Origin of the sequence: Nocardioides panacisoli (genome assembly GCF_039537325.1) — a bacterium.
Taxonomy (GTDB): domain Bacteria; phylum Actinomycetota; class Actinomycetes; order Propionibacteriales; family Nocardioidaceae; genus Nocardioides; species Nocardioides panacisoli.
On sequence record NZ_BAABAH010000004.1, the window covers coordinates 273,158 to 285,723 of the forward strand.

General features: G+C 72.2%; 10 protein-coding genes and 1 riboswitch. Of the genes, 1 reads left to right on the forward strand and 9 read right to left on the reverse strand.

Annotated elements, in window-relative coordinates:
- Both ABD709_RS08795 and dacB read right to left on the reverse strand, forming a co-directional pair.
- Positions 1-1,107, reverse strand: a complete 1,107-nt coding sequence (locus ABD709_RS08795) for a zinc-dependent metalloprotease (protein WP_344774402.1) — start codon at positions 1,105-1,107, stop codon at positions 1-3.
- A gap of 27 nt (positions 1,108-1,134) precedes the next feature.
- A complete protein-coding gene (dacB, locus tag ABD709_RS08800) occupies positions 1,135-2,607 on the reverse strand; it encodes a D-alanyl-D-alanine carboxypeptidase/D-alanyl-D-alanine endopeptidase (RefSeq protein ID WP_344774404.1) in 1,473 nt (490 codons plus the stop codon).
- 127 nt (positions 2,608-2,734) lie between these two features.
- Between dacB and ABD709_RS08805 the strand changes: the two genes are divergently transcribed.
- Positions 2,735-3,223, forward strand: a complete 489-nt coding sequence (locus ABD709_RS08805) for an inorganic diphosphatase (RefSeq protein ID WP_344774473.1) — start codon at positions 2,735-2,737, stop codon at positions 3,221-3,223.
- 223 nt (positions 3,224-3,446) lie between these two features.
- On the opposite strand, the gene ABD709_RS08810 is transcribed toward ABD709_RS08805, so the two are convergent.
- The 7 genes from ABD709_RS08810 to ABD709_RS08840 form a co-directional block, all read right to left on the reverse strand.
- Complete coding sequence (locus ABD709_RS08810; RefSeq protein WP_344774406.1) at positions 3,447-4,130, reverse strand: class I SAM-dependent methyltransferase; 684 nt, start codon at positions 4,128-4,130, stop codon at positions 3,447-3,449.
- Positions 4,123-6,123 (reverse strand): acyl-CoA dehydrogenase family protein, encoded by a 2,001-nt coding sequence (locus tag ABD709_RS08815; protein ID WP_344774408.1) that lies wholly within the window; start codon positions 6,121-6,123, stop codon positions 4,123-4,125. The genes ABD709_RS08810 and ABD709_RS08815 overlap by 8 nt, the downstream gene beginning before the upstream one ends.
- A gap of 32 nt (positions 6,124-6,155) precedes the next feature.
- Positions 6,156-7,451: a C40 family peptidase gene (locus ABD709_RS08820; RefSeq protein ID WP_344774410.1), complete on the reverse strand. Its 1,296-nt coding sequence runs from the start codon at positions 7,449-7,451 to the stop codon at positions 6,156-6,158.
- Between the two features lie 180 nt (positions 7,452-7,631).
- Positions 7,632-8,708 (reverse strand): phosphatase PAP2 family protein, encoded by a 1,077-nt coding sequence (locus ABD709_RS08825; RefSeq protein WP_344774412.1) that lies wholly within the window; start codon positions 8,706-8,708, stop codon positions 7,632-7,634.
- 21 nt (positions 8,709-8,729) lie between these two features.
- A complete protein-coding gene (locus tag ABD709_RS08830; protein WP_344774414.1) occupies positions 8,730-9,725 on the reverse strand; it encodes an ABC transporter ATP-binding protein in 996 nt (331 codons plus the stop codon).
- 1 nt (position 9,726) lies between these two features.
- Positions 9,727-11,382, reverse strand: coding sequence for an ABC transporter permease (locus ABD709_RS08835; RefSeq protein WP_344774417.1), 1,656 nt, complete (start codon positions 11,380-11,382; stop codon positions 9,727-9,729).
- A gap of 12 nt (positions 11,383-11,394) precedes the next feature.
- A complete protein-coding gene (locus tag ABD709_RS08840) occupies positions 11,395-12,456 on the reverse strand; it encodes a thiamine ABC transporter substrate-binding protein (protein ID WP_344774419.1) in 1,062 nt (353 codons plus the stop codon).
- Positions 12,446-12,561, reverse strand: a riboswitch (TPP riboswitch). (Overlaps the previous gene by 11 nt.)
- Positions 12,562-12,566 lie beyond the last annotated feature (5 nt).

The window sequence follows — 12,566 nt, forward strand, 5'->3', positions numbered from 1 at the left end:
TCAGCCGAGGACGCGCCGGACCCAGGCGTCGGGGTCGCCGAGCTCGGTCTTGGAGGGCAGGTTCTCCGGCGCCGACCACACGGCGTTGAACTGCTCCATGCCGACCTTGTCGACGACGCCGCGCACGAACTTGGCGCCGTCGCGGTACTGCGCCATCTTCGCCTCCAGGCCGAGCAGTCGGCGCAGCAGCCGGTCCAGGGTGCCGACGCCCTTGCGGCGCTCGGTGAACTTCGCGCGGATCTTCTTGACGGACGGGATGACGGTCGGCCCGACGTCGTCCATGACGACGTCGGCATGGCCCTCGAGGAGGGACATCATCCCGGTCACCCGGTCGAGGATCTCCTTCTGCTCGGGCGTGCTGAACATGTCGACGATGCTGCCGCCGCCGCGGCCGGCCTTGATCGCCTCGGCGATCCGCTCGAACCCGCCCTCGAGCAGCGACGCCGGCTCGAGCGTCTCGGAGATCGCGCGGATCTCCGACATCAGGTGGTCGCGCATCCACGGCACGGCGGTGAACTGGACCCGGTGGGTCTCCTCGTGCAGGCAGACCCACAGCCGGAAGTCGTGCGGGTCCACGTCGAGCTCCCGCTCGACGTGCGCGATGTTGGGCGCGACGAGCAGCAGCCGGCCGTGCACCACCGTCCCCGCCGACTCCGCCGCGTGGGCACCCCCGCTGCCCGCGTCGATCCCGTAGAACGGGTCGAACTGGCCGAGCACCTTCCCGGCCATGAACCCGAGCAGCCCGCCGACCTCGGCCGCGGTCACCTTGGACCCGACCCGGAGCGACAGCCCGGTCGGCGCCTTCTTCTCGACGAGCTTCTCGATCATCGGGCGGGACGCGACCGCGAACCCCTCGGCGTTGGCCCGCACCCAGCCGGGCCGGTCGACGACCAGCAGCGGCGCCGTGCCGGTCGGCGCGTCCAGGCCGGTGAACTCCCGGACCAGCCCGGTCGAGCGGTTCGCGCCGTCCCGCAGCTCGGAGACGACCTCGGCCGCCTCGTCCCGCGTGACGACGGGGCCCTCGCCCGCGAGCCGCGACCCGATGCTGATCGCCAGCCGCCAGTCGACCATGGCGGGCAGCTCGGGTGCCGGGGAAGCGTGACTCATGGACGAAGCCTAGGAGGTGCTTGGTCGTCAGCGACCGCAGTGACAGGCACCCAGGGCGTCGGCGGCGTCGTCCATCGCGGTCTGGGCGAGGCCCTCCCGGGGCGGCGGCACCCTGTCGGCCATCAGCGCGAAGACCATCAGGTCGCCGTCGAGGTCGACGGCGATCCCGGCGAGGGCCGTGACGCCGGTCAGGGTGCCGGTCTTGGCGCGCACGCGACCGCGGCCGGCCGGCGCCCCGTGGTCCATCCGGTCGGCGAGCGACCCGGTGTACGCCGCCACGGGGAGGCTGCTCACGACCGCGCGCAGGTCCGGCTGCCTCGGGTCGGCCGCGAGGCGGAGCACGTCGAGGAGCAGCTCCGGCGCCATCCGGTCGTCGCGGGACAGGCCGCTGCCGTCGTACAGCACCGAGCCGGCCATGTCGACGCCGTTGGCCTTGAGCACCCGACGGACGCCGGCCTGGCCGGCGACGATCGAGCCAGCACCCTGGTCGGCGACACCGACCTGGCGGAGCAGCACCTCGGCGGCCTCGTTGTCGCTGACCTCGATCAGCCGCTGCACGATCTGGGCCAGCGGCGGGCTGGACACGGAGGCGACGTCCGCGGCCGCGTGGGCGGCGACCGTGTGCGTCGGTGCGCCGAGGACCGTGATCCCGGCCTTCTCCAGCGCCGCCGCGAACACCTGGGCCGCGGCGAGCGACGGGTCCCCGACCCGCCCGTAGCCGCTCGGGTCGCGGCCCTCGTCCACCCACAGCGCGCTGATCGGCGAGACCACTCCGTCGGGGACGTAGCTCGGCTCCCAGTGCGGGTTCACCGCCGGGCCGTCGAAGAGGCTGTCGTCGTAGCCGAGCCGGACCCGGCGCACGCCCTCGCTGCGGAGCTCCCGCGCCGACCGCTGGGCAAGGGTGCCGATGTCGGCCTTGGGCGGGGAGTAGGTCGCGGGCGTCGACGTACCCCACTGCGCGTCCTGGCTGCTGAGCAGGAACGGGTCTCCGCCGCCGACCAGCACGAGCTGCCGGTCCGCCCCACGGCCCTCGAGCACGGTGGTGGTGTCGAAGGTGTGGTCGGGCCCGAGCAGGAACAGGGCCGCGGTCGAGGTCACCACCTTGGTCGTCGACGCGGGGGTGGCGAGCCCGGTCCCGGACGTGTAGGTGACGCCCGACCCGTCCAGGGGCGCCACGGCTGCGAGCACGTGCTTGCCGAGGTTCTTGTTGCGCAGGAGGCCGCCGATCGCCCGCCCGATCGCCGCCTTGTCGAGTCGCGCCGACCCGTCGGCGGGCCGCGCGAGGGCGGCCGGCTGTTCCACCGGGGGTACGTCGACGTCCGGGGGCGGGGCGACGTCGGCCGGGCTGGTCGGGGCGTCGTCACCACCGAACCCGTCGATCCAGTCGTCGAGGTAGCCGAGCCGCCAGCAGGCTGCACCGGCGACGAGGACGAGCACCAGGACCAGTGCCGACCACTTCAGGACACGACGGGGCCCGTGCTCCACGTCACGTCCGGCCACCGTGCCTCCTGTCTCGACTGCGCGTTCCGGGTCATTGTGCGGGAGGATGACCCCGATGACGGATCCGGGGTTGCCCCGAGACGGGGTCGCCGAGGATCCGAGGGACGAGACGCGGAGGAAGAACGTGCTGGAGTTCGACGTGCTGGTGGAGATCCCCAAGGGGAGCCGCAACAAGTACGAGGTCGACCACGAGTCGGGCCGGATGCGCCTCGACCGCTTCCTCTTCACCTCGACCATGTACCCCGCCGACTACGGCTACATCGAGGACACCCTCGGCCAGGACGGCGACCCGCTCGACGCGCTGGTCCTGCTGCAGGAGCCGACCTTCCCCGGTTGCCTGATCCGCTGCCGCTCGATCGGCATGTTCCGCATGACCGACGAGAAGGGCGGCGACGACAAGGTCCTCTGCGTCCCGACCAGCGACCCGCGCATGGAGCACCTGCGCGACATCAACCACGTGCCGAAGTTCGACCGGCTGGAGATCCAGCACTTCTTCGAGGTCTACAAGGACCTCGAGCCCGGCAAGTCCGTCGAGGGCGCCGACTGGGTCGGCCGCACCGAGGCCGAGGCCGAGATCAACGCCTCCTTCGAGCGCTTCAAGACCACCGGCCACTGACGCGCGCTCCGGTCGAACCCTCACTTCGAGCACCTCGAACCCTCACTTCGAGCACCTCGAACCCTCACTTCGAGCACGTCGAACCCTCACTTCGAGCACCTCGAACCCTCGCTTCGAGCACCTCGAGACGTCAGTTCGGACACGCAAAACTGACGGTTCGACCCGTTCGAACTGAAGGTTCGAGGTGCTCGAACGCAGGGTTGGACGTGCTCGAAGTGAGGGTTCAACCGCGCTTGACGCCGCGGAAGTAGACGAGGGCGCCGCTCTTGTCGAGGACGACGTCGCTGACGCCGTTCTCGCGCAGCCAGGTCTTCAGCTCCTTGCGGGTGCAGCAGGGGCCGAGGAGGCCGGCGAGGCGGCCGACCCGGCGGATCGGCTCGTACTGCAGACCCGTGTCGTTGAGCAGCGCGCTGCCGGTCAGCACACCGCCGGGGCGCAGCACCCGCGCGATCTCGACGACCGCGGCGCGCGGGTCGGGGAAGCAGTGCAGGCCGGTGAAGCTGACGACCATGTCGAAGCCGGCGTCGTCGAACTGGAGCGCCCCGACGTCGGCGACCACCGGTGTCACCTGGTCCGCGACGCCGCGGCGCTCCGCGGCGGCCATCGTCTTGTCGAGCATCCGCTGGGAGATGTCGGCGGCGACGTAGTCGACGCCCTGGCCGGGCCGCAGCCCGCGCAGGGCGACACCGCCACCACTGGGGATGTCCAGGACCCGCGCCCCTGCAGGAAGCCGCCCGATCTCCGCCGCGGCGGCGTACAGCTTCCGCAGGTCGCTCTGGACGCCGAGCCGCCAGCCGAGGCCACCCACCCGCGGGTGCTCGACCGACCAGTCGTAGACGTGCGCCCACAGCGGGTCGTCGGACCAGCCGCCGAGGCCGGGGATTCGCGGGGCGCGCAGCTCAACCATCGGTGTTCTCCCCCCAGCTCAGCAGGTCCGGCGAGCGCAGGACCTGGCGCGGTACGCCGAACGCGGCGACCAGGTCGACGGCGACCGGCCGCAGCCGGCGGCAGAGAGCGCCGACCTCGCGGGAGATCGCCTTGGACCGCTGGCTGCTGAGCCGGCCGTGCTCCATGAACCAGGCCCGGTCGGCCTCGATGGAGGACAGCGCGTGCAGGTCGCACACCGCGTTGAGCACGTCGCGGAGCTCACCCTCGGGGAGCTCCTGCACCCGCTCGACGAAGGCCTCGAGGACGAGGCGCTCGACGTGCGAGCGGGCCGCTGCGATGACGTGATCCTGCACGCGGGAGAACACCTCACCGGGGTTCATCCCGGAGTCGACGCCGCGCTTGAGCCGCCGGGCGACGCCGCCGAGCTGGTGCTCCTCGCGGAACCGGAACATCGCGAGGTGGTACTCCGGGTCGAGCACACCGGTGTCCTGCTCCCCGCCCTCGATCCCGGGGAGGACGTCCTTCACCCGCTCCAGGAGCTTGTGCACGGCGGTCTTCTCGAGGACCGTGTCGACGGCGAGGCCGGCGACGAAGCGCACCATGCCGAGCTGGTCGAGGTCGGAGAAGTCGCTGGCGTAGTCGGTCAGCAGCCCCTTCGCGACCAGCTGCAGCAGGACCGTGTTGTCTCCCTCGAAGGTGGTGAACACGTCGGTGTCGGCCTTGAGCGCCGTGAACCGGTTGACGGCGAGGTAGCCCGCGCCGCCGCACGCCTCGCGGCACTCCTGGATGGTCCGCGTCGCGTGCCAGGTCGCCAGCGCCTTGGTGCCGGCCGCCCGTGATTCGAGGTGGCGGCGCGACACCTCGTCGGTCGTGATGCCCGAGAAGACGTCGTGCAGCCGGGAGGTCAGCACCTCCTGCGCGAAGCTCAGGGCGTAGGTCCGCGCCACCAGCGGGAGCAGCCGGCGCTGGTGCTGGCCGTAGTCGAGGAGCCGCTCCTCCTCGTCGTCGGAGGTCGCCTCGAACTGGCGGCGCCGGTCGCCGTACTCGACCGCGATGGTGAGGGCCACCTTGGCGGCGCTGATCCCCGCCGCACCCACGCAGGTCCGGCCCTGCACCAGGGTGCCCAGCATCGTGAAGAACCGCCGGCTGGGGTTCTCGATCTCCGAGGAGTAGGTGCCGTCCTCGCTGACGGTCGCGAAGCGGTCGAGCAGCGCGTCCCGCGGGACCCGGACGCCCTGGAAGCTGATCCGGCCGTTGTCCACGCCGTTGAGGCCCATCTTGAGCCCGTCGTCGCTGATCTCGACACCGGGCAGCACCTCGCCCTGCTCGTCGCGGATCGGTACGACGAGCGCGTGCACACCGTGCCGCTCGCCGCCGACGTCGAGCTGCGCGAAGACGACGGCGACGCGGGCGTGCCGGGCGGCGTTCCCGATGTAGTCCTTGGTCGCCGCCGCGGTGGTCGTGTCGATCACGAACTCGTCGCTGCCCTGGTCGTAGGTCGCCACGGTGCCCAGCGCCTGCACATTGCTGCCGTGCCCGGTCTCGGTCATCGCGAAGCAACCGAGCAGCTTCCCCTTGATGAGGTCGGCGAGGTAGCGGTCGTGGTGCCGCTTGGTGCCGAGGTGCAGGATCGCGCCACCGAACAGGCCGAACTGCACGCCCATCTTCACCAGGACGGACAGGTCGCCGAACCCCATCGTCTCGAAGGCCGCGATCGACGCACCGATGTCGGCGCCGCCGCCGTACTCCGCGGGGAAGCCGAGCCCCGCCTGCCCGGACTCGGCGATCTCGACGATGACGTCCTTGACCCGCTCGCGGAACTCGTCGCGGCTCAGCGTCTCCGCCTGCTCGAGCACCTCCGCGTGCCGGGCCAGCTCCTTGCGGACGTCGGCCCGCACCTCGGCGTAGGGGCCGTCCAGGACCTTGGTCAGCTCCGGTACGTCGACGTGGACGGGAGGCCCGTCCTCGTCCGGCTCGGCTGCAGGAGTCTCGACGGCGTCCACGGTGGCCATGGCCGCACGTTACCCACCTGCCGCGCCGCCGATCAGGGGCGAGCGTAGAACGACGGCGGGATCCAGTAGTCGATCGAGTCCAGGCTGACCCCGCGACCCGGTCGCGGCGCGTGGATGATCATCCCGTCGCCCACGTAGAGCGCGACGTGGAAGATCGACGACGGGCTGCTCGAGGAGCCCCAGAACACCAGGTCGCCGGGCTGCAGCTGGTCGCGCGTGATCGGCGTCGACGCCGCGTACTGCGCGACCGAGTAGTGCGGCAGCGTCTTGCCGCCCGCGGCCCAGGCGCCCATCGTCAGGCCGGAGCAGTCCCAGGAGTCGGGTCCGGCGGCGGCCCACACGTACGGCTCGCCCAGCTGCGCCCGGGCGAAGGCCACCGCGGCCGCCGCGCCGCCCGAGGGCGACGGCGGCGTTCCGGTGCCGCTGTCCGGCGTGGTCGGCGTCGTCGGCGTGGTCGGGTCCGGTGTCGCAGGGTCGGCCGGGGCGCCGCCGGTGCCGTCGCCGGGCGTGGTGCCGGGGTCTCCCGGTTCCGCGCCCCCCGCCTGCTGGTCCTTCTGGTCCTGCTGCGCCTGCTGGTCCTCGCGCTGCTGCTGCTCGAGGGCCTCCTGGCGCTGCCGGGCGAGCCGGACGCTGACGCCCTGCAGGTGCGCCAGCCGGCCGAGCAGCCGGTCCTTGCGGTCCGCGATCGAGGCGTAGGTCGACGCGGCCAGGTCGGCGGCCGCGCGTGCGTCGTCGCGAGCCTGCCGCGCCCGCTCGGCGGCCTCGTCGGCCGTGTCGGCGGCGTCGGAGGCCCGGATCGCGGCGTCCGCGGCGTCGTCCGCGGCGCGGCGGTAGTCGTCGCGCTGGACCTGTAGCGACTCCTGCACCATGCCGACGGCGCTGGTGCGGTCGATCAGCCCGTCGACGCCGTCGGCGGACAGCAGCCCGTCCACGGCGTCCAGGCCGATGCCGGCGTCGTACGACGTCAGCAGCGTGTCGCCGTAGACGTCCTTCTGCCGGGCGAGCTCGCGGTCCGCCCGTCGCGAGGCCCGCTCGGCGGCGCGCTCCTCCCGCTTCGCCTCCTGCGCCCGCAGCAGCGCGCCGTTGTAGGCCTCCGCGGCCTGCATCGACGCGATCTCGGCGGCGTTCAGGTCCTCGTCGGCCGTCGCCAGCGCGGCACGCACGCTCGCCACGCTGTCCTGCGCGCGCTGCACGTGGTGCCTCGCCTGGCGGACGTCGGACCTGCTGGGACTGCTCGGGTCGCTCGGGTCGGCGTTGGCGATCGGCGCGACCGCGGCAGCGGTCAGCGCGAGCGCGGCGAGCCAGCCAGTAACGGCGGCGGGGCGCACAGGTGCTCCTGTTCGTGGACGTCAGGTCACGTCACCCCGGAACGACTTCCCCATCACCCGAAGCAACTCACGGCACGCTAGTGCGCTTTCGTCACATTGGAAACCAGAAACCACAGAAATCTCAGGAACATCGGCGTGTCGACTTGCGAACTACACCGATGTAGTTCTTGAGCGGCTCGGTCAGGCCTTCTCGACGGGCACCTTCGAGGTGGTCGTCGTGGGGTGCGAGCGCAGGCCCCGCTCGAACTTCTGCCCGCTCGCCCGACCGCCGACGTAGAACGACACGACCGCGATGGCGACGCCCGCGATGTCGTCGGCGACGTAGTGCCAGCCGAAGTAGATCGTCGCGACCGCCACGAGCCCGAAGTTGATCCAGGCCGCGACCGTGAGCCACTTGTTGCGGACGGTGTACTGCACCAGCAGCGCCACCAGGAACGTGATCGTGCAGTGCAGGCTCGCGAACCCGGCGACGGAGTTGACGATCTGGGTCGCGTGCGGGTCGTTGATCAGCTGGGCGCGCGCGTTCTGGATCGAGTCCATCAGGTGGGTGGTGGAGGTGCGGTGCAGGTCGTTGTAGTCGCTCGAGCGCGCGATCCCCGGGCCGAGCGTCGGCAGCAGGTAGTAGGACAGCGTGCCGAGCGACCAGGCGAGGCACTGCGAGGTCACGAACCAGTAGCCGTAGGAGATGTTGCGCGACCAGACCAGCCAGATGGTGATGACGAGCGGCACCATCGGCAGGAAGAAGAGATAGACCGGGGAGAGGATCTCGGCCGCGATGTGGGTCCCGAGCAGGCCGTGCAGCACGTCGGACGGCTCGTGCCCGAAGAACAGGGTCTTGTCGAGGAGGTGCAGCTCCCAGTCGTAGGACTTCGCGACGACGTGACCCGGTCGCGGGTCGTCGTCGCGGACGAACGGCAGGTTCGACTTGAGGTTCCGGTAGCTGACGTAGGTGACGTAGAACGCCATGATCCCGAGCGCGACCAGGATGGCCCGCTCCCTGCCCCAGTGCGTGCGCAGCCGCTCGCGCACGAGCGGCCAGAAGCGGCCCGGGTTGCCGCGGGAGAGGAAGAGCGTCCGCGGGATCAGGTCGAGCCCGAACGCCAGCAGCAGGAGCGCAGGCAACCGGAACCAGGACGGCCCGAGGAAGCTGCCCTCCGGGTCCACGAGGGGGCGGTCGTAGGCGATCGACACGTAGACGGCGCAGGCGCCCATCACGAGGGCCGTGCCGACCAGGCAGGTATAGGCACGGCGGTACACCCGAGCGAGTGTAGGAGACGGTCAGTCGCGCAGGACTGCGACCCGGCTGCGGTCGATGCGCACCGTGGCCCGGTCTCCCGGCCCGGGCAGCCACCCGCCGGCACCGATCGCCGGGACCTCGCCGACCCCGTCGATGTCGAGCAGCAGCCGCAGCTCGTCCGGGGCGGGTGTCACCGCGAGCACCCGTGCGTCCCGGCCGGCCCCGCCCGCGGCGGCCGGCCCGGCGACCAGCGCGGACCGGCGTACGGCGACGCGGGCGCCGTCGGGGGCGGCACCGAGGAGAGCGGTCGCGGCCGCGCGCTCGAGCACGACGTCGTAGCCCAGGAACAGCGCGGTCTCGGCGTCGACCGGCGCTGCCCACACCTCGGTGGTCGTGCCCTCCTGGACGACCCGTCCCGCGCGCATGACGGCCAGCCGGTCGGCGACGGCGAACGCCTCCTCCTGGTCGTGGGTGACCAGCAGGGCCGTGGTGCCGGAGTCGCGGAGGATCCGCCGGAGGTCGCCGGCCAGGCGGGTGCGAAGCGCGGCGTCCAGCGCGCTCAACGGCTCGTCGAGGAGCAGCAGCCGGGGTTCCGCCGCCAGCGAGCGCGCGAGCGCGACCCGCTGGCGCTCGCCGCCGGACAGGGTCCGCGGGAGGCGACCGGCGTAGCCGCCGAGGCCGACGAGGTCGAGCAGCTCCGCGACCCGGGACCGGGTCGCCGCGCGGCCGGCGCCGGCCAGCCGCAGCGCGTAGCCGACGTTCCGGCCGACGGTGAGGTGGTCGAAGAGCTGGCCGTCCTGGAACATCAGCGCGAAGCCGCGCCGGTGCGTCGGCGTGCCGGCCAGGTCGGCGCCGTCCCAGCGGACCGCGCCTGCCGAGAGCGGTTCGAGCCCCGCCACGGCGCGCAGCAGTGTGGACTTGCCGCAGCCGCTGGGCCCGACGACCGCGAGCACGTCGCCGTCGGCGAGGTCGAGGCTGACGTCGTCGACCGCCCGGGTGGCGCCGAACGCGACGCTCACGCCCTCGATGCCCAGCACGTCACCACGCCCCGATCAGGGGTACGCGGAGCCGCTCGACGACGAGGATCACGGCCGCGGTCAGCACGGCGAGCACGACCGAGCCGGCCATCGCGGTCTCGTAGTTCAGCGGTCCGGGATGTTCCAGCAGCCGGAAGATGAACACGGGCAATGTCGGGGTGTCCGGGCGGACGATGAACGCGGTGGCGCCGAACTCGCCGAGCGAGACCGCGAACGCGAAGCCGGCCGCGGCGAGGAGCGGCCGCCACAGGATCGGCAGGTCGACGGTCAGCAGGGTCCGGATCGGGCCGGCGCCGAGGGAGGCGGCAGCCTGGCGCTGGCGGTCGTCGACGCCGCCGAGCACCGGCACCAGCGTGCGGACGACGATCGGCAGCGCCACCAGCGCCTGGGCGATCGGCACCAGCAGCGGGCTCGACCGCAGGTCGACCGGCGGCTGGTCGAGGGTGATCAGGAAGCCGAAGCCGAGCGTCACCGCCGAGACGCCGAGCGGCAGCATGAACAGCGCGTCGAACCCGCCCCGGGTGATCCTGCCGGCGCGGGTGCGGACCCGACGGGTCACGAGGACGGCGACGGTCGTGCCGAGCAGCATCGACATCCAGGTCGCGTCGACGGCGATCGCCAGCGAGTTCGACAGCGCCTCGGTCACCGGCACGAGGAACAGCCCGCCGCCCGCGCCGTCCGCGGCCGAGGCGTGACCGGAGTCGCGGAGCGCGCGGTACGCCGCCAGCGACCAGGAGCCGTCGACACGGAACGACGCGACGACCAGCGCCGCGATGGGTGCGGCCACCGCGACCAGCACGAGGGCGGTCACGACCAGGGCAGGAAGGTCCGCACGACCGGGTCGCGTCGGCGCGGCGAGCGAGCGCCGCACGGTCGGGTCGGGGACGGCCCGCAGCCGCGCGGCCACGACGAGCAGCACGACGATCGCGACCAGCTGGACGAGGGAGAGCGCCGCGGCCGCCGGGAGGTCGAGGTAGTCGACCGTGAGGTAGTAGATCTCGGTCTCGACCGTGGAGTAGTGCGCCCCGCCGAGGACCAGCACGACGCCGAAGGCGGTCGCGCAGAACAGGAAGACGACGCTCGCCGCGGCCACCAGCGCCGGGCGCAGCGCCGGCAGCGTGACGGTACGGAAGACCTGCCAGGGCCTCGCGCCGAGCGCTGCCGCGGCGTCTCCCGGACGGCGGTCGAGACCCTCCCAGGCCGCGCCCACGGTGCGGATCACGACGGCGACGTTGAAGAACACCAGGCCGAAGACGATCGCGGGCGGCGTGCCGTCCACGCCGAGGAACCCGAGCACGCCGGACGGGGCGACCAGCTGCCGGATCGCGACTCCGACGACGACCGTGGGCAGCACGAACGGCACCAGCGTCAGCGCGCGCACGATGCTGCGCCCGGGAAACCGCAGCCGGTGCAGGACATAGGCCGCCGGCAGGCCGAGCGCGATCGACAGCGCCGTCGCCAGCGTGCTCGTCCAGACGGTCAGCCAGACGACCCGCGCCGTCCGCGGGCGGGCCAGCACCTCGAGCACCGAGCCCGGGTCGAACCGCCCGTCCGGCCAGACGCCACGCTGCAGCATCCCGCCGACCGGCAGCAGGAAGAAGACCGCGAGCACCGCGAGCGGGAACGCGGCCAGGACGACGTACGCGAGGCGGCGCACCTCAGCCGCCGGCTACCGCGTTACCAGGTCGTTCCACTGCTCGAGCCAGTCCTGGCGGTTCGCGTCGATCTCGGCGGGATCGAGCTGCTCGGTCTGCTGGGGCTGCTTCGCGAACCTCGCCCACGACTCCGGGAGCGGGACGTCGGCGTCGACGGGGAAGACGTACATGTTCTTCGGCAGCGCCGCCTGCACCTCGGGCGTGAGCAGCCAGTCGACCAGCGCCTGGGCGCCCTCGGGGTTCTTCGCGCCCTCGAGCACGCCGGCGTACTCGACCTGGCGGAAGCAGGTGTCGAGCAGTGCACTGGTCGACGTCCTGCCGTCCTCGACGGTGTAGGCCGGGTCGGAGTCGTAGGAGACGACGATCGGCCGGTCGCCGCCGGAGTAGCTGTAGTCGACGTTGAAGGCGTCCTCCCAGCCCTTGTCGATCTTGACGTCGTTGTCGAGGAGCCGCTGCCAGTAGTCCTGCCACCCGTCGCCGTACTGGGCGATGGTGGCGAGCAGGAACGCCAGGCCCGGCGAGCTGGTGCTGGCGCCCTCGGTCACGAACAGGCCCTTGTAGGCGGGGTCGGTGAGGTCGTCGAGCGACGCCGGCGGCTGCAGGCCGTGCTGGGCGAACCACGCGTCGTCGACGTTCACGCACACCGCACCGGTGTCGATCGGTGTGAGCTCGCCCTGGTCGTCGCCGGGCAGGGCGTAGTCGCTCGCGCCCTCCGGGAGCTCCGGGGAGTACGGCGCGAACACCCCGGCGTCGACGGCACGGGACCCGTAGGTGTTGTCCACGCCGAACGCGACGTCGCCGAGCGGGTCGTCCTTGGTGAGCACCAGCTTGTTGGTGAGCTCGCCGCCGTCACCGGCCGGCAGGTGCTCCAGCCGGTAGCCGCTCTCGTCCTCGAACTGCTGGATCAGGTCCTTCGGGAGGTTGAACGAGTCGTGGGTGACCAGGACGACCGTGCCGCCGGACGCGCCGGTGGCCGGGTCGCCGGCACTGTCCTTCTCGTGGACCACCGAGCAGGCACTCGCCAGGACGAGCGGTGCGAGTGCCGCGATGGCGCGGAGCGCGCGGAATGACCTCATGGTGACTCCCTTCGCCGGTGCTAGCCGGATCAGGTTCGGAGGGTCTGCGGCCCAGATCTGTTGCCGCACTCTCAGCACGCTTGGCGTGCTCCCCTGTCTTGTGCCGTCAG